15 protein-coding genes and 1 pseudogene are annotated in these 18,124 nt (G+C 55.0%); 8 read left to right on the top strand and 8 right to left on the bottom strand.

Features of this window, described 5'->3' with window-relative positions:
* Positions 1-12: 12 nt before the first annotated feature.
* From FQ182_RS26355 to FQ182_RS30560, 5 genes and pseudogenes are all read right to left on the bottom strand, one after another.
* A complete protein-coding gene (locus FQ182_RS26355) occupies positions 13-1,383 on the bottom strand; it encodes a cbb3-type cytochrome c oxidase subunit I (RefSeq protein WP_149415196.1) in 1,371 nt (456 codons plus the stop codon).
* A 15-nt stretch (positions 1,384-1,398) separates the two neighbouring features.
* Positions 1,399-2,256, bottom strand: a complete 858-nt coding sequence (locus tag FQ182_RS26350) for a c-type cytochrome (protein ID WP_149415195.1) — start codon at positions 2,254-2,256, stop codon at positions 1,399-1,401.
* Positions 2,257-3,221: 965 nt separating this feature from the next.
* The gene (locus FQ182_RS31065; RefSeq protein WP_149415194.1) at positions 3,222-3,458 is read right to left on the bottom strand and encodes a DUF488 domain-containing protein; all 237 of its coding nucleotides are present in this window, start codon (positions 3,456-3,458) and stop codon (positions 3,222-3,224) included.
* Between the two features lie 248 nt (positions 3,459-3,706).
* Entirely contained in the window at positions 3,707-4,057 is a 351-nt protein-coding gene (locus FQ182_RS26340; RefSeq protein ID WP_149415193.1) for a hypothetical protein, read from the bottom strand.
* 606 nt (positions 4,058-4,663) lie between these two features.
* A pseudogene (locus FQ182_RS30560) lies at positions 4,664-5,810 on the bottom strand (transposase).
* Positions 5,811-5,963: 153 nt separating this feature from the next.
* Here FQ182_RS30560 and FQ182_RS26330 point away from each other — a divergent pair.
* Positions 5,964-6,320, top strand: a complete 357-nt coding sequence (locus FQ182_RS26330; RefSeq protein ID WP_149415004.1) for a hypothetical protein — start codon at positions 5,964-5,966, stop codon at positions 6,318-6,320.
* 20 nt (positions 6,321-6,340) lie between these two features.
* Here FQ182_RS26330 and FQ182_RS26325 read toward each other — a convergent pair whose 3' ends face one another.
* A complete protein-coding gene (locus FQ182_RS26325; protein ID WP_149415005.1) occupies positions 6,341-6,898 on the bottom strand; it encodes a DUF488 family protein in 558 nt (185 codons plus the stop codon).
* A 476-nt stretch (positions 6,899-7,374) separates the two neighbouring features.
* Between FQ182_RS26325 and nosR the strand changes: the two genes are divergently transcribed.
* From nosR to FQ182_RS26295, 6 genes are all read left to right on the top strand, one after another.
* A complete protein-coding gene (nosR, locus tag FQ182_RS26320) occupies positions 7,375-9,564 on the top strand; it encodes a transcriptional regulator NosR (RefSeq protein WP_149415006.1) in 2,190 nt (729 codons plus the stop codon).
* A 59-nt stretch (positions 9,565-9,623) separates the two neighbouring features.
* Complete coding sequence (gene nosZ, locus FQ182_RS26315) at positions 9,624-11,543, top strand: TAT-dependent nitrous-oxide reductase (RefSeq protein ID WP_149415007.1); 1,920 nt, start codon at positions 9,624-9,626, stop codon at positions 11,541-11,543.
* Positions 11,544-11,616: 73 nt separating this feature from the next.
* The gene (locus tag FQ182_RS26310; protein ID WP_149415008.1) at positions 11,617-12,879 is read left to right on the top strand and encodes a nitrous oxide reductase family maturation protein NosD; all 1,263 of its coding nucleotides are present in this window, start codon (positions 11,617-11,619) and stop codon (positions 12,877-12,879) included.
* Positions 12,876-13,799: an ABC transporter ATP-binding protein gene (locus tag FQ182_RS26305; protein WP_149415009.1), complete on the top strand. Its 924-nt coding sequence runs from the start codon at positions 12,876-12,878 to the stop codon at positions 13,797-13,799. The genes FQ182_RS26310 and FQ182_RS26305 overlap by 4 nt, the downstream gene beginning before the upstream one ends.
* Positions 13,796-14,626 (top strand): ABC transporter permease, encoded by an 831-nt coding sequence (locus tag FQ182_RS26300; protein ID WP_133102845.1) that lies wholly within the window; start codon positions 13,796-13,798, stop codon positions 14,624-14,626. The genes FQ182_RS26305 and FQ182_RS26300 overlap by 4 nt, the downstream gene beginning before the upstream one ends.
* A 24-nt stretch (positions 14,627-14,650) precedes the next feature.
* Positions 14,651-15,163, top strand: coding sequence for a nitrous oxide reductase accessory protein NosL (locus FQ182_RS26295; RefSeq protein WP_149415010.1), 513 nt, complete (start codon positions 14,651-14,653; stop codon positions 15,161-15,163).
* 70 nt (positions 15,164-15,233) lie between these two features.
* Here the strand turns inward: FQ182_RS26295 and FQ182_RS26290 are convergent, their stop codons facing one another.
* Both FQ182_RS26290 and FQ182_RS26285 read right to left on the bottom strand, forming a co-directional pair.
* On the bottom strand, positions 15,234-15,548 hold the full coding sequence (locus tag FQ182_RS26290; protein WP_149415011.1) for a c-type cytochrome: 315 nt from the start codon (positions 15,546-15,548) through the stop codon (positions 15,234-15,236).
* Positions 15,549-16,287: 739 nt separating this feature from the next.
* Positions 16,288-16,635 (bottom strand): hypothetical protein, encoded by a 348-nt coding sequence (locus tag FQ182_RS26285; RefSeq protein ID WP_149415012.1) that lies wholly within the window; start codon positions 16,633-16,635, stop codon positions 16,288-16,290.
* A 200-nt stretch (positions 16,636-16,835) separates the two neighbouring features.
* Here FQ182_RS26285 and FQ182_RS26280 point away from each other — a divergent pair, with 200 nt between their 5' ends.
* Positions 16,836-18,038, top strand: a complete 1,203-nt coding sequence (locus FQ182_RS26280) for a cytochrome P450 (RefSeq protein ID WP_149415013.1) — start codon at positions 16,836-16,838, stop codon at positions 18,036-18,038.
* Positions 18,039-18,124: the final 86 nt, after the last annotated feature.

Below are 18,124 nucleotides of genomic sequence, written 5' to 3'. Positions count from 1 at the left end.
GCGAACGATCCATCACAACGCTGCGCCCGACGCACGAGGCGCGTCCAGAACCGGATCGGCTTCATCGACATTGAATTGCGGCGCATGGCGGAAAAAATCGAAGATAAACAGCCCGACACCCAGGCTGAACATCGACGCCGTCGCCACCAGCATCAGGAAATGCACCTGAATCTTCAACTGCACATCCAGATAGCCCATGCCGAGAATGCGTTCAAGGTACACCTGAGCAATGCCCGCAGTGGCAAATGACAGGGTCATGCCGAACATCCCTCCCAACTGCAGCCAAAATGCCCAATAACCGATACTGCTTTCTTCCACGGGACGACGGGTCATGCCTGGCAGCGCATAGGTGATCATCGCCAGGACAATCATGACGTAGGCTCCATAAAAGGCCGCATGGCCGTGCATGGCGGTGATCAGGGTGCCATGGGTCCATTTGTTGACGTCGGGAAAGGTGTGGGCCAGACCCAGGAGGCCGGCGCCAAACATGGTGAACAGGGCGCTGCCTATGGTCCAGTGCAAGGCCAGTTTATTGGGATGAGAGAGGCCGGAGCGGCGCATTGCGTTGTAGGCATAGATCGCCATGCCGACTAGCGCCATAGGCTCAAGTGCACTGAAGAAGCCGCCCAATGGAAGCCAGTAATGGGGGACGCCGATCCAGTAATAGTGGTGGGCGGTGCCAAGGATGCCGGCAATGAACACCAGGCCGACAATGACGTACAGCCACTTCTCCATGACCTCGCGATCAGCGCCGGACAGCCTGATCAGCAGATAGGCCAGAAAGCCGCCCTGGATCATTTCCCAGACACCTTCGACCCACAGGTGAATCGTCCACCAGCGGTAGTAGATCGACACCACGTAGTTTTCATAATGCAGCAGCGCCGGCAAATAAAGCACAGCGGCACTGGCCAAACCCAACAAAAGAACGCCTTCGGTGGCAGTGAAACGCCCGGCTTTCTTGATGGTCATGCCGATGTTGTAGAGAAACATCAGCATGCAGATCACGATCACGATCTTGTGCGGCAGCGGTTGTTCGAGCAATTTGTTCCCGGTGCCGTAACCGAACAGGTAGCCCAGCACGGCGGTGACGCCCATGGCCGTCCACAACCCGAGCTGGATATAGGCCAGTTTGGTGCTGTGCAACTCGCCACGGGACTCGTCGGGCACCATCCAGTAGGTTGCCCCCATGAATCCGGTCAGCACCCAGACGATCAACAGATTGGTGTGTATCGCCTTGGTGACATCAAAGGGCAACACGTCCAGCAGGGGATCCGGTCCGAGGTATTTGGCCGCCGAGAGCAAGCCGAATACCAGTTGCAGACCGAATAGTGCCATGGCAACGGCGAAGTACCAGTAAGCGACGGATTGAGATCTGTAACGCATGGTCATCCCCTTTGATTACTGGAACGACGCCAGATAGGCGACCAGTTGATCGATCTGTTCGGGCGTTAGCGATTTGGCGAAGGTGTCCGGCATGAAAGACATGCCATTGGCGGAATACATGTCGCCCGGATGCAGGTAGGCGCTTGGCGTGACGATGGACTCGCGGATGAAGCCTTCGACGTCCTTGGCCTCGCCCTTGTAGTCAGGCGAGGCCATGACCTGTTTGGCCCGAGCAGCCAACCCGGCCAGTGTCGGTCCGGCGAGATTGACCCCCGGTGCAATCGAATGGCAAGCGCTGCACACCGGTGTGGCCGTGGTTCGAAACAGCGCCTCACCCAGGGCAATCGGGTCTTCCTTGTCGGACACCGGGCGTGCGGCGGGTGGCTGGTTGCCACCGGCGACATTCTGTTGCGCAACGGTTAAGTCCATGCCGGGAATTGACGTGCCGGTCACCAGAATCGGCCTTGGTGGCCAACCTTGATTGTCGACCTTGCTCACCCAATCCATAAAGGCGATTAACGCCGCGATTTCTTCGTCATTGAGATTCAGATTCGGCATCAACCGGCGATGGCGTTGCTCGTCATAAAACTTTGAGGGGTCTTTGAGGAACGCGGTGAGATAAGGTGCGCCGCGCAGCTGGGTGATTTTCGTCAGGTCCGGAGCGTAATACGCGCCTTCACCAAACAACGTATGGCAATTGATGCAATTGTATTCATGCCATACATCCTTGCCGCGAGTGACCTCTGGCGTGATCTGTTGAGCGTTGGTCAATTTTGGAAACTGGCGGTGACTATCAACCGTCATGCCGAGAAACACCACGGCGGCGATGGCCGTCGATATCAGTGCGAACGAGCGTGTCTGGCGTTTGTTCATTGCGACCTCCCTAGACGCCGATACCAGTCCAGTAGGTGATGCCTATAACGCTGGCATAAACGACCGCGCTGGCCATCAGCACGAGCACGGCATAGCTGACTATCTTCAAAGCTTTTTGCACGGCTGCCTCCCGAGTAGAAAGTGCAGGTGGAAAGTTCCCGGACAAGCGCTCTGCCGGGTGGGTATTAATCAACAGGAAGAGCGTTAGGCGCATGCACAGCGGCTTTGCGCTGCTCAGAACGAGGCGGGCGACCTCGACTTCTGCTGCCCTGACGATTGCCTGAGGTCAGGATTCAAATAGCCGAGAACAGGCACTAATTATTAACGATACCAAGCGCTGCATATTTGAGTGCCGTGGTTCAAGTTGGGAAATTGAATGATCTTGAGGGTAGTAGAGTTCGCATAACTGTCAAGAAATCAAATAAAATTTGAACCAGTCGTAGTGGCCATCATACAGAATAGATTGAAATAATCGAGGCGAAGCAAATGATCAGCGTATCTCTATTGAGGACGGAGGCGCATAGTATTCAGTCATGATCAACCATAAGTGCTCGATGGCGTCATGATATTTGAGGTCGGTATTTCGTCTCTTCTCATGATACTGGCTGAAAACTTCCAATCCAGATAGAGCCTATCGAGAAAATCAAGGGCGGCGCAGCTCAAGCTATGTGCTTCGCTGAACAGCTGGTTGTTACGTTCAAGCATCAGCTTTAGACATACTTCGGCTTGACCGAAAATCCAAGACCGGGCTTCTGCATCTCCTGACGATTTATACGGCCTCCAAAATGATCGATGGCGTCGATCGTGTGGTGCGATTTCGAAACTGTCCGAGTTGTGAGCCCGCCATCGACGTACCTGCCGGACACCTTATCATCCGCCAGTTGCCGATGGGGACAAGCGAATCCCCCAAAGGAGTCGCGGCCCGGTCAACGTTCTGGGTTCGGCTTTGATTTTGACTCGGCCCATCAAATGTACAACTTCCTGCCGCGATGGAGAAGGTTGTCAACTACAATTCTACGATGGCAACGCCACAAAACGGCTTCCGAATATATGAGCGCGCATCGCTGGTCCTGACTGGGTACCGACAACTGTAAAAATCCATGTTCAAACTCTTCGGGCAACGCATAATCGGTATAGTTATGGAAACTTTGGTTGATCCAAAATACCTTGATGTTTAGTGCGCGGTTATTTTCGAAACTCATCAAGCTCCGGTATTTGTATGTGGTCGATTTTTGCGTAGCGCAGAAGGGCTAATCGACGACAAAGAGGATCATACCTCAGGGTTGACCGGGCAAGCCATGGGGGGAAGAACATCGAGTGGTGGGGATCTATAAGAAAGCTGATCAATCATCGAACTCGTTAATAATAAATTTCAAAAAGGGATTTAAAAAAGGCCCGCAAGCGAGCCTAAAAAACGGTTCTATTAGTTGCATGAAACTGTTTCAGCTTCTTACTCCTCAGATGCCACCAGTCGCGCACCTTTACGCGTGACCTGCTGCCCGACTTCAAAACTCGCATTGGGTGAGCGCACCGTACTAATCTCACCTTGGGCGTTTTTCACGTCATAAGCGGTTTCAGATTTGCCAATGCCTACTTGCACCGCACTGCCTGCGAAAAAACCCCCAGCTGCGCCGACTAATGCACCAATCGGGCCGCCTGCCGCGCCAACCATCATTCCGGCCAAGGCGCCGAAACCCTTGCCAGCGGTTGTGTCGGGGACTTCACGGATTATCTGGTCTGCCTGGCATAGCGGAGACAGCAGTGTACACAGGGTAAAACCGAGCGCGATTGAACGAGTCATGACATTGTCCCTTTGGGATTTGCGTTAAGTTCGTTATTCAATACACAAAACGGGCCAATAATTTTATCGATTGATTTCAATTACTTAGGAAATTGCATGGTCATTATGACCTGATTATAAAAAGGTCATAATGACAAGCAAATAGTCAATATGACTTCTCGACTGATAGCTTGTGCGTGCATGGCTGGACGATTGGTACTCGATGAGTGACTTTGACATGGGGGCGCAGTACCAATGCTAGGGATATTCCGACGCCTCCAGTGCTCAACTAACATTTGTAAGCTGCAATGCCGGTAAAGGCCACAGTTCCGATGCCAGTCGGGCAGGCTGTCGTTTGCTTTCCCACTGACCACTTGTTTGCATTCGAGCTGACCAGCGATAGATGACGTATCACCTCAACCAAAAAGTATGGTGATCTCTACCGGGGGTCATGTCGAAATAACTGAAAATTAGGCCATTCAATTTTTAATCATATGATTTATATTGTTTTTATGAGCAGTCATCTTGCACAAAGAGAATACAATATCCTGCCTTTCGGTTTAGCCCTTCTCACCAGCTAGGTTGATGGCTGGACTTGCCCCTACAAAACCGGACACCAACTCTCTGTTAAATTGATGCCGCCGCCAAGCACCTGAACTCCCTTGGCGAGCGATATTTCAAAGCGCTGTGCGGATGCTGCTCGTTGTAATGTTCAAAGGCAATTGCCAGGTTGCGCAACGCTGTTTCCCGATCCGGTTTGGGCATATGCGCCACTTAATCGCGCTTGATCGTTTTCACGAAGCTCTCGGCCATGCCGTTGCTCTGGGGGCTGCGTACCGGAGTGGTCACCGGCTGCAAACCGATCTGTCGAGCAAACAGGCGTGTCTGTTCGGCGGTGTACGCCGAGCCGTTATCGCTTAGCCATTGCACAGGAGTTATGGGCAGTTGATCGCCAAAGCGCTTTTCTACGCTTTCCAGCATCAAGTCGCGGATGTCACGCTCAGTTTCGCGCCGTCCTCGCAGCGGAACTCAAAGCCGTCCGAGCACCAACGCGTATCGTTGGTTTTCACCGCAATACGGCCTTCGTGCCGACGTGGCACGCCGGGATGTTTGATTCGGCGTTCAAGCAGCAAGTTATGATCGCGCATGACCCGGTAAACCTGCTTCACATTGATCTCCGGTAGCGACTGGGTTTCACGGGCGCGACGCAGTAATCCCCAGACCCGACGGTAGCCATAGCTGGGCAGTTCGCTGACCTGTTACTGGATTTCAACCACCAGATCAGCATCGTCCACAGGCCTGCTTCGCCGTACTTTGGGCGATACCGATTGCTTGATTCGAACCGTTAATTGCGAGCGTGCTACACCGAGACATCTACTGACCAGTTTCACTGGTTGTCCCCCCGCAACAAGGGTGAGTGCGCAATCCATTTTCGCGACCGGGCGATCTCCACGGCCTCTTTGAGGATCTCTGCTTCCATTGTTTTCTTGCCCAGCATCCGTTGCAGTTCACGGATCTGCTTGAGCGCATCGCTCAGCTCGGAGGCAGGCACCACAGCTTCACCGGCACTGACCGCCGACAAACTGCCGTCCTGGTAAAGCTTGCGCCACAGGAACAGCTGGTTGGCATTGATGCCGTTACGCCGAGCCACCACCGAAACGCTTTGTCCTGGCTCAAGGCTCTCGCGAACCATTGCCATTTTTTGCTCTGAGCTCCAGCGGCGCCGCCGCTCCTGACCCAAAAGCTCACCACTCTTATCGTTGCTATTAGTCATAAACATAACCGTTTGCCTACCCCTTCTCGTAAGGGGGAAACGGTGTCCTGTCTTTCATGGGGCTCGTTCAACATCATTGATAGATCATCCGGTTATCATCGTTTAAGTTGTCTCAAGCGATCCGACATCTACCTCCTTTTAGGGAATTCTCTTATGCCTGAAGAAAAGACCATCTCGTCAGTTGCTTCCCAACGACTCCAGACGACGCTTTCAAAATGGGACAATGAAGATTTAGCAGAAGGCCTCCTTACCCAAAGGGCTAGTGATATTCCTGAATTGTCGAATGCCGAACTGGTACATCTTCGTGTCCGTGTGATTGCGTTGGAAAATCTGGTGATCGCTTTGCTCGCCCAAGGGTCGGATCAACAGATTGCTGTCGCGCGCGAAATGGCTAGCTACATCACACCAAGACCGGGTTTCACCCAGCACCCGCTGACGATTCATGCTGCCTCCCAAATGGTCGACAGCGTCGACCGTGCGGTGAGATTTCGAAAACTGTCCGGGACATGAGCGCGCCGTTAACCTCCATGTCAGGAGCACCTCATCCGACAGGTCTGCGCCGGGTAGACAAGAGAATGCCCCATAGGGGTAGCAGCCTTACTCAATGTTGCTGATTTAGCTATGGTCCGGCCCATCAAATGAACGACTATCCGGCCGCGGTGGATAAGGTAGTCAGCAACAATCCGACGATGGCAACGCCACCAGACGGCCTCCGCACACATGATCGCGCACTGCTGGTTCTGACTGAGCGCTAACAATTGTGATAGTCCCGATTCAAATTCATTAGACAATGCATAATCAGCATAGTTGTGAAAACTTTGGTTGATCCAGAATCCATTAATAACTGGCGCCACAGTTTTTGATTTTTTTCGTAATCCGCCAAGTTTGGCCAGTTGTATATAATCGATGTTTTGCGCAGCAAGCGCTTGCGGTAATGTATTGAAATTGAATTGAGGGTTAGTTCGCGATAGGGGCGCGGTACGAATATCCGCGAGCCATTCAATATGTTCGGCCTGAAGTAGTTCAATGAACTCAGATAGGGTTCTGGTGGAATGGCCTATTGTATAAATTACTGGAAGTTCGAACATTAGTCTGGGTCCAAAATACCAATAGTGCTAAATATGACAATGAGTAATCGACTTCGTTTACTGTCTCCTAGAAACGCTTAGGCGAAAGGTCAAGCGCTTCACCATCGATTGATGGTCCTTCGCCTGAAATTGTATTCGCAAGGGGGGGGTGATTCGGAAATTCCAGTTTATAGTCAAGAAAATAATTTATTCAGGTCTGTGTTTTAGACGAAAACTCGATGAAAATCAGGCATGTGGAATGACTAAAAATATACCGACCTATTTGAAGATGATTATTTGTCTACTGGATGGCCTTCCTTCCTTAAATAAATATTGAACCATTGGTGCTGAAAGTTGTTTTGACCCGCTTATAGAATATGATTTGCAATGTCCGTGAGTAAGGAGGAGTGTTGATTACATAATCTTAATTAAGAGGCGATGGAGCATAATCGTTACTCGGCGGGTCATTCGTCAGAGGTCGATCGCTCAGCGAACGCATGCATGCTTCCAAGTTCTCACTGCCCGGTGTCCGGCGTCCATTAAAATATGGGCTGATCATTTTGTTGTGCCTGGTGTTAGGTGGGTTTTCCGGATTACAGGCGAAGGACTACGGCGGGCTCGAGCAGCAGCGTGTAGACGCCATATTTCCTGGCAGTGATAAGCTTTCCGAGCCGACAGGCGAGTTCAAGGTTCGCACCATCGGCACCGGCAAAGAGGTGCTTGGTTATGTGTTCCAGAGTCAGGACGTGGTGGATATTCCAGCCTACTCGGGCAAGCCGATTAACATGCAGGTCATCCTCGATACCCACGGTGTCATCCAGGATGCCTACGTGCTGGAACACCATGAGCCGATTCTGCTGATCGGCATTCCCGTGGAAAAGCTTCATGCCTTTGATGCCAAATACAAAGGGATCAAGGCCGACCGAAGGGTGGTCGTCGGTCACTCCAGTGATCCAGAGGCGGTGACAGTCGATGGGATCTCTGGAGCGACGGTCACCGTCATGGTGGTCAATGAGATCATCATGCGCGCTGCGCACAAGGTGGCCGTATCGCTGAAGCTTATTGAGGACAAGGGTGGCGCAACACAGAAGCCCGCCACCGTGCGCCAGGACTTTTACGAACCCGCCACTTGGGAGCAACTGACGGGCAACGGCGCCATCCGCCGCTTGAACCTGACCCGTGGCCAGGTCGACGCTGCCTTCAAGGGCACCGAAGCCGAAGGCGTCGACAACGCCAGCGCCGATCAGGTTGATGAGACCTTTATCGAGCTCTACACCGCCGACTTGAACCCGCCGACCATCGGCCGCGCGCTGCTGGGCGACAATCAATACCGTTTCCTCATGCAAGATCTCAAGCCCGGCGAGCAGGCCATCGCGGTGCTGGGGCGTGGCCTGTATTCCTATAAAGGCTCGGGGTATGTGCGCGGCGGGATCTTCGATCGGGTGCAATTACGCCAGTTCGGCAACATCATCAGCTTCCGCGACATGGACCATCAGCGGCTCTCCGATGTCTTTGCCAAGGGCATGCCGGAATTCACCGAAATGTCGATTTTCATTGTGCGCGAGCCGGCCCGGTTCGACCCAGGATCGCCCTGGTCCCTGGAGTTACTGGTGCGTCGCCAGATCGGCGCGGTGAGCGGTGTGTTCAGTAGCTTCGAGCTGTCTTACCAGTTGCCCGAGCCATACCTTTTGCGTCCACCGCCTAGCGCCGAAGAACTGGCCGCCATCGAGGTTGCCAACAGACCGACGTGGGTCAATATCTGGTACCAGAAAGCGTTTCAGATCGGGATCCTTTGCACGGCCCTTGCTGTGTTGATGGTGATTTTGTTCCTGCAGGATACCTTCACCCAATACCCGCGCTTTCTCCACTGGCTGCGTCGCGTCTATTTGGTTTTCACCGTGGTGTTCATCGGCTGGTATGCCCTGGGGCAGATCTCGGTGGTCAATGTCCTGACCTTCGCCCATGCCCTGTTTGAGAACTTCCGCTGGGAACTGTTTCTCACTGACCCGATTGTTTTCATCCTCTGGACATTCACCGCCGCCAGTATTCTGCTCTGGGGGCGAGGAGTGTTCTGTGGCTGGTTGTGTCCCTTCGGCGCCTTGCAGGAGTTGATCAACGAAGCTTCGCGCAAACTCAAGGTTCCGCAATTTGAATTGCCCTTCGCATTGCATGAACGCTTGTGGGCCGTGAAGTACATCATTCTGCTGGTGCTGTTCGGCATCTCGCTTGAGTCGATGACTACCGCCGAGCAATTTGCCGAAGTGGAACCCTTCAAGACCGCCATCACCCTCAAGTTCGATCGCCAGTGGTGGTTCGTGGCCTATGCGGTGGCGTTGCTGGTCATCAACATCTTCACGCGCAAAGTCTATTGCCGCTACGTCTGCCCGTTGGGTGCCGCGCTGGCTATCCCCAGCAAGCTGCGTCTGTTCGACTGGCTCAAACGCCGGAAAGAATGCGGCACCCCCTGCCAGCTGTGCGCCAAGGAATGTGAGATCCAGGCGATCCACCCGGATGGTCACATCAACGGCAACGAGTGCCATTACTGCCTCGATTGCCAGATGACCTACCACAACGAAAACAAATGCCCGCCGCTGGTGCTCAAGAACAAGCGTAAGACGCGGGACAAGCCCGCACCCGTGCCAGAGCACGCCGAGTTGATTCCGGTGGTGCAAGTGTTCGAGCCCTGACCCGGACACGCATCGATTGACCGAGCTTTCTCATATCTGCCCCCGATGGAGCAAAACCCATGAGCGATAAAAAGTCGAAAAACGATCATGAACCAGTGATTGGCGCTGGCCTTAACCGACGCGGTTTTCTTGGCGTCTCAGCCCTGACAGGTGCCGCGCTGGCGGGTGGCACGGCGTTGGGTAGCGCGGTATTCACTCGTGAGTCCTGGGCCGCGGCGGCCAAGGACGCGCAGTCAAAAATTCATGTAGGGCCGGGCGAGCTGGATCAGTACTACGGTTTCTGGAGCGGCGGCCATCAGGGTGAAGTGCGGATCATGGGCGTTCCATCCATGCGTGAGTTGTTGCGCATCCCGGTGTTCAACGTCGATTCCGCTACCGGCTGGGGCCTGACCAACGAAAGCAAACGGGTCATGGGCGACAGCGCCCACTTCCAGAATGGCGACTGCCACCACCCGCATTTGTCCATGACCGACGGCAAGTACGACGGCAAGTACCTGTTCATCAATGACAAGGCCAACAGCCGCGTTGCGCGTATCCGTCTGGACATCATGAAGTGCGACAAGATGCTCACCGTGCCGAACGTGCAGACCATTCATGGGTTGCGCCTGCAGAAAATGCCGCACACCAAATACGTGTTTGCCAATTCCGAGTTTGTCATTCCGCACCCCAATGACGGCAGCACCTTCGACCTGCAGGACAAGAACAGCTACACCATGTTCAACGTCATTGATGCCGAAAAAATGGAGATGGCCTTTCAGGTGATCGTCGAGGGCAACCTCGATAACACCGACGCTGACTACACTGGCAAGTACGCAGCGTCGACCTGCTACAACTCCGAGAAGGCCTACGACCTGGGCGGCATGATGCGTAACGAGCGCGACTGGGTGGTGGTGTTTAACATCCCGCGCATCGAAGCGGCTATCAAGGCCGGCAAGTTCATCACCCTGGGTGACGCCAAGTCACCGGTGGTCGATGGTCGTAGAACTGAGGGCAAGGACAGCGAGTTCACGCGCTATATCCCGGTGCCGAAGAACCCTCACGGGATCAATATGACGCCCGATGGCAAGTACTTCATTGCCGCTGGCAAACTCTCACCGACCTGCACGATCATAGCCACCGCCAAACTGGATGATCTGTTCGACGACAAATTCAAGGACCCGCGCGACGTGGTGGTCGGCGAGCCGGAACTGGGGCTCGGGCCGCTTCACACCACCTACGACGGGCGCGGTCATGCCTACACCACACTGTTCATCGACAGCCAGGTGGTGAAGTGGAACATCGATGAAGCCGTTCGCGCCTACGGCGGCGAGAAGGTCAACTGCATCAAGCAGAAACTCGACGTGCACTATCAGCCGGGCCACAACCATGCCTCGCTGACCGAAACCAGTGAAGCCGACGGCCAGTGGCTGGTGGTGCTCAGCAAGTTTTCCAAGGACCGCTTCCTGTCGACCGGTCCGCTGCACCCGGAGAACGACCAGTTGATCGATATTTCCGGCGACGAGATGAAACTGGTGCACGACGGCCCGGCCTTTGCCGAACCCCACGATTGCGTCATGGCCCGTCGTGACCAGATCCGGACCAAAAAGATTTGGGACCGTGACGACCCGTTTTTCGCCGAGACCGTGGCGATCGCCGCCAAAGACGGGATCAAGCTGGAGACCGACAACAAGGTCATCCACGACGGCAAGAAAGTGCGCGTCTACATGACCTCGATGGCCCCGGTCTACGGTGTCACTGAGTTCACCGTCAAGCAGGGTGATGAGGTCACCGTGACCATCACCAACATCGATAAGGTGGAAGACGTGAGTCACGGCTTCGTCATGACCAACCACGGTGTGAGCATGGAGATCAGCCCACAGCAGACATCCTCGATCACCTTCGTCGCCGACAAGCCGGGGTTGCACTGGTATTACTGCAGCTGGTTCTGCCATGCGCTGCACATGGAAATGGTCGGCCGGATGCTGGTCGAGAAGGCTTGAGGGCTGGTCGCATCAGGGCCGCAAAAAGGTAAACGCAGTGTTCAAACCCCTGACAAATGACTCATTACACGGCATGGCACTTTTTGTGTTGGTGTTTCTATCGGCATTTGCCCAGGCGTCGCCACGGCCCATCACCGAGCTGCCCCTGCAACCCGATGGTGATCACCACTGGAAGTTGCCGGCCGGAGAGTACCCGGGGCAGTTCACTATCGATCAGCCGATGCAGATTGATTGCGAGAAAGGTGCGGTCATCAATGCGCAGGGGCAGGGCAACGCTGTGTTCATCAGCGCTCCCGACGTTCGGATCGAGGGCTGCACATTGCTTGACTGGGGGCGCGACATGACGGCCATGAACTCAGCGATTTTCATCGGTCCCAAAGCCCGGGGTGCGGTGATACGCAACAACCGCATGAAAGGACCAGGCTTCGGCATCTGGGTGGACAGCACCCACGACGTCAGCCTGATTGACAACGATATCGAAGGCGACCCGAGCATTCGCTCCCAGGATCGCGGCAATGGGATTCATCTGTATGCCGTGCACGGCGCCAAGGTGATCGGTAATCACGTGCGACAGACCCGCGACGGGATCTACATCGACACCTCGAACGGCAACCTGCTGCAGGGCAATACTTTGGAAGACCTGCGCTATGGCGTGCACTACATGTACGCCAACGACAACCAGTTGCTCGGCAACACCACCCGCCGGACACGCACCGGCTATGCCTTGATGCAGAGCCGCAAGCTGACGGTGATTGGCAACCGTTCCGAGCAGGACGAGAGCTATGGCATCCTGATGAACTACATCACCTATTCCGAGCTGCGCGACAACTTCGTCAGCGACGTGCGCAGCGGCTCCGCCGATGGCGGTATGGTCAGCGGTGCCGAGGGCAAGGCGCTGTTTATCTACAACTCGCTGTTCAATGTCATCGAACACAACCACTTCGAGCGCAGTGCCGTGGGCATTCACCTCACTGCAGGCTCCGAAGACAACCGAATCGCCAGCAACGCCTTCGTCGACAATCAGCAGCAAGTCAAATACGTCGCCACCCGCTTGCAGGAATGGTCGGCCGAGGGACAGGGCAATTATTGGAGCGATTACCTGGGTTGGGATCGCAATAACGATGCGGTGGGCGACGTGATCTACGAACCCAACGACAACGTCGACCGTCTGCTGTGGCTGTACCCGCAGGTCCGTCTGTTGATGAATAGCCCGAGTATTCAATTACTGCGTTGGGTTCAGAGCAGTTTCCCCGTGACAAAATCGCCGGGGGTCAAAGACAGTTTCCCGCTGATGAACCTTCCGACGATGCCCCAAACACAGCGGCCGACCTTATGAACGCCGTCGAGATCGAAGGGGTAAGCCAGCGTTACGGCAGCATGACCGTGCTGCACGATCTGACCCTGAGTTTGGGTGAAGGCGAGGTGCTGGGCTTGTTTGGCCACAACGGTGCGGGCAAGACCACGGTGATGAAATTGATCCTTGGCCTGCTCAAGGCCAGCGCCGGCCAGGTGCATGTACTCGGCTGCCGACCCGCACAAGCCGACGTGCGTCGCCAACTTGGTTACCTGCCGGAAAACGTGACGTTCTACCCGCAACTCAGTGGCCGCGAAACCCTGCGGTATTTCGCCCGTCTCAAAGGAGCCGCCCTGACGCAAGTGGACGAATTGCTCGAGCAGGTCGGGCTTGCGGGGGCCGCAGACCGTCGGGTGAAAACCTATTCCAAGGGCATGCGTCAGCGTCTGGGCCTGGCTCAGGCGGTGCTCGGCGAGCCGCGCCTTTTGCTGTTGGACGAACCGACGGTGGGGCTGGACCCGATTGCTACCCAGGATCTTTACCTGTTGATCGACCGTCTGCGCCAACAGGGCGCGAGTATCATCCTTTGCTCCCATGTGCTGGCAGGCGTCGAAGCGCATATCAACCGTGCGGCCATCCTGGCCAATGGCTGCTTACAGGCGATCGGAAGTCTGTCCAGACTGCGTGAAGACGCCGACTTGCCGGTGCGGATCCGGGCCAGTGGTCTTTGCCGACGCGAGCAATGGTTGCAGCGCTGGAATGCCGCCGGGCACATCGCTACGGCCATGGGCGGCAACGGGGTCGAGGTGATGGCTGTCAATGGCCACAAAGTTGATCTGCTGCGCCAGTTGTTCCACGAGGATCAACCGCAGGACATCGAGATACTGCAACCGTCCCTCGAAGACCTCTACGGCTACTACATGAGTCGTGCGACCACCGGCACAGAAGGCACCCAGCCATGATGCAGATCTGGAGTATCGCCGGTAAGGAGTTCAGCGACGGGCTGCGCAATCGCTGGCTGCTAGCAATCAGTTTGTTGTTCGCCATTCTGGCGGTGGGTATCGCCTGGCTCGGCGCGGCGGCGTCCGGGCAAGTGGGCTTCACTTCCATTCCGGCCACCATCGCCAGCCTCGCCAGCCTGGCGACGTTCCTGATGCCGCTGATTGCCTTGCTGTTGGCCTATGACGCGATCGTCGGCGAGGACGAGGGCGGAACGCTGATGCTGTTGCTGACCTACCCCTTGGGGCGTGGACAAATCCTGTTGGGCAAGTTTGTCGGTCACGGTCTGATCCTGGCGCTGGCCACGCTGATCGGATTTGGCTGTGCCGCCGTGGCCATTGCCTTGCTGGTCGATGATGTTGATTTGGGAATGCTGCTCTGGGCGTTTGGCCGCTTCATGGTGTCTTCCACGCTACTGGGCTGGGTGTTTCTGGCGCTGGCTTACGTGCTGAGCAGCAAGGCCAGCGAAAAATCCAGCGCAGCCGGAATGGCCTTGGGCGTGTGGTTTCTCTTCGTGCTGGTATTCGATCTGGCGCTGCTGGCGTTGCTGGTGCTCAGCAAAGGCACGTTCAACCCGGATCTATTGCCGTGGTTGCTGCTGCTCAACCCGACCGATGTCTACCGCTTGATCAACCTCTCCGGTTTCGAGGGCAGCGGCAATGCCGTCGGCCTTATGGCATTGAGCAGCGATTTACCCGTGCCGACTTCGTTGCTATGGCTCTGTCTGCTGCTCTGGGTAGGCGTTTCGCTGCTGTTGGCTTATTGGATGTTTCGCCGGCGGCTTACTTGATTTTTTACGCTCGGGACAATTGATATGAACACTCTGTACCTGGCTGGGGCCCGTGTCCTGGTCATCATCATTACCTGTTTGGGATTGGCGGCGTGCAACGATCGCGCAGAGGAAAAGCAAACCCTTGGGCCCGTGGCCTTCCATCAGAGTGACGAGTGTCATGTCTGCGGGATGGTCATCGCCGACTTTCCGGGCCCCAAAGGTCAGGTCGTGGAAAAAGGTACGGTCAAGAAATTCTGCTCCACTGCGGAAATGCTCGGATGGTGGCTTCAACCGGAGAATCACCACACTGAGGCGAAATTGTATGTGCACGACATGGGGAAAAGTGCCTGGGAGAAACCCGACGACCATTATCTGATTGATGCAACCAAAGCCTACTATGTCGTCGGCACCTCGCTTAAAGGTTCCATGGGTGTCGTTCTGGCGTCATTTTCCGAGGAGGCCACCGCACGCAAACTGGCCAGCGAGCAGGGGGGCAGGGTGTTGCGTTTTGATGAAATCGATCTGGCGCTATTACAGCAAACCCCGACGATGTAGCCGAGCGGCCCGTTTCGCAGAAGAGAGCGGGCTCGCTTCTGCGGTGTGTGGTTTTTTTACTGGGGCAATCTTACTTCAGCGTCAGGATCCAGTCGGCCAGGGTCTTCGCTTCTTCGTCGGTCACCTGGTTGGCCGGCATTGCTATCGGCCCCCATTTGCCCGTACTACCTTCTTTGATGCTCTTGACCAGGGTTGCCGATGCGTCGGCCTGGCCGGCGTATTTGGCCGCCACTTCCTTGTAGCCTGGACCGACCATTTTGGCGTCGACCATATGGCAGGCAACGCAGGTTTTGCTCTTGAAGAGCGCCTCGCCATCAATGGCTTGAGCTGATTGCAAAGTCAGCGCGGCACCCAGGGCCAGCAGTGGAACAAGAATACTTTTCATCAGTGTCTCCTCAGACAAAGAAGCAGATTCGAAACGACCCGCTTCCGGTTTATTCAACAGGCATCGTATTGAATATTATTAGGGTGAGTTTGTCGGCAATACAAACTCATTTCTTCAGGTGTTGATGATTGTCGGTGGGGAGCCGACTGGTGTAAAAACGCTCTTTACACCTTTATTAGATTTGCCATCTTGAGCAATCGTTCAATTTTATCAGGATATATTGGAATGCGTGTGGTTAATTGTCGCCAGTGGATAATTAATTGTTGTGCGCTAAGTGTGTCGTATTCGCAACTACCGGAGTTGAGTGCTGGTGATTTATCTTGATAATCGCTCCTTTAAATTGGTGTTGCGTAAGTCACTAGAATATATTGAATTTAAAGTATGGCGAGAATGATATGTTGGACGTCAGCAAAGCCTTGTGTACGCTCGGCAATATGTCCGCGGTGGTTAAATTAAAAATCGCTTCTCGAAAAGACGTTTTTCATCCTTGACTTGATATTGATCAACTATGCAGGCAATCAATTAGCGCGATAATCGGTGACTCCGCAATGACTTGGGTAAAGGCCGATCACGCCCGGGATGCCATTCTTGAGATTGAAATCGCCCAGGCTGACATTGCGCGCCTGCCGCTGTTTTCGACTATAGCTGAGGGGTTTACTGAGGCTTGACCAGATCGAGAAGGTAAATAGTCAGGGCTTTAACGTTCAAGTCCCACATTGAGGGCCCTGGTTATTTGGGGTTAAAAAGGGAGCGGCAGGGGGAAGGCAATGGCATTCAGATGGCCCAGGAAGAGAAACCCCGAAACCAATACCGCGTTGATCGACCAGGCCACCGTGAGGAAACGAGCGATCTGACCGTAGATGGGGTCACAGACATTATTCGCATTGCGCCATACAGCATTGAGCATGCAAGCGATGTAGGCCACAAAACCCAGCAGCATCAGACCAAACAGGGAGGGGGCAACTTTGTTGAAGGCGACCAGGATCAGGCCAAACAGTAAATTGCTGAGTACTACGCCGTAGAGCCAGAACACCACCCACAGTGCAGTGCTGTCCTGCGAGTTTAACCACTGCTGAAGCTTACTCATCACGTCTCCCTGGTCAGCTAGTGGCCCGGTTTTCCCTACACTCCCGTACAGACTTCACCCGTGTGATGCCGACATAGTGGACGTCGTGCACTGTTTCGGTCTAGCGGGCTTTTCCGACATATCCCGACCTAGTACGGGTAGGTCGACAAACCTGGCTACCATGTTTCCGGATTCAGCGGGACGGGTTTATGGAGTAAACGATGGACAAGAAATCGCTACCTGATTGGGATCCCAGGTCTGAAGCCGTATTAAAGGATCAGACGACAGCCTACGACGACATGCGCCACCGTTGCCCGGTCGCATACAGTCAATATGGCTATACGTCATTATTCAGGCATGAGGATGTGCTGCGCGTACTTCAGGATCATGAAACCTTCAGTAATGCTGTCTCGCGTTTCCCCTCGGTCCCCAATGGAATGGATCCGCCCGTGCATACGGTGTACCGGAACCTCATAGAACCTTATTTCAGCCCGGAACATATGGATGCCTTTGCCCCGGCGTGCCGTGACATAGCGGTTCGTCTGGTGCGGGCGTTACCGGATGAAGGCCCTTCAGAACTGATAGGCGAATTTGCTCAGATCTTTGCGTTGCAGATCCAGTGTGCCTGGCTGGGCTGGCCGGCGGATCTTCATGAACCGCTGCGCCTGTGGACGCTGAAGAATCACTCGGCCACCCTGTCCAGAGACGACGCCGCCCTGAGTGCCGTGGCCCTCGAGTTTGACGGTTACATCAAGGATCTGCTGGACGTGCGCCGTACAGCCGGCGCTGCTGCGCCGAACGACATCACGACCATCTTGCTACGCGATCAGTCCTTGGGAAGGCCCCTGACAGACGACGAGATCGTCAGCATTTTACGTAACTGGACGGTCGGCGAACTCGGAACCATTTCCGCCTCAGTCGGCATTCTCGCGCATTATCTGGCCATCAACTCCGGGTGGCAGCAGAAATTGCGCGAACAACCCGCGCTGTTACCTGCCGCCATTGATGAAATACTGCGTATTCATGCACCACTGATCATGAACCGTCGGGTAACTACGAAACAGGTCTCGCTGGGCGGGCGCACGCTGGCGAAGGGTTCGCGTATCGCCCTCAACTGGGCGTCCGCCAATCGGGACGAAGCGGTCTTTGGAGATTCCGATGAATTGCGCCTCGATCGCGATCCCGAGCTGAACCTGCTCTATGGTGCCGGCATTCATGTCTGCCCCGGTGCACCGCTTGCCAGACTGGAGCTACGGATAGTGATGGAAGAACTGCTTGGACGCACCAGCCGGATTATACTGGCGCCGGATAAGGAACCAGTGAACGCGTTTTTCCCTGCCAGCGGGTTTTCTTCTCTACCCCTGCGGATTCAAAAACCGTCTTCCCAAGCTTTGGGAGCCTGCCTGACCCCCGAGATTCGATGATCCCGGGACAGGCCGGCTTGGCGGCGAGACCGACATGTGGGTCAGCATGATTGACGTCAGCTTAGAGCGGGCGCTGCGTCGGGTAA

Source organism: Pseudomonas sp. ANT_H4, from assembly GCF_008369295.1.
In the GTDB taxonomy this organism is placed as follows: Bacteria; Pseudomonadota; Gammaproteobacteria; order Pseudomonadales; family Pseudomonadaceae; genus Aquipseudomonas.
This window is presented reverse-complemented; position numbering and strand designations above follow the sequence as displayed.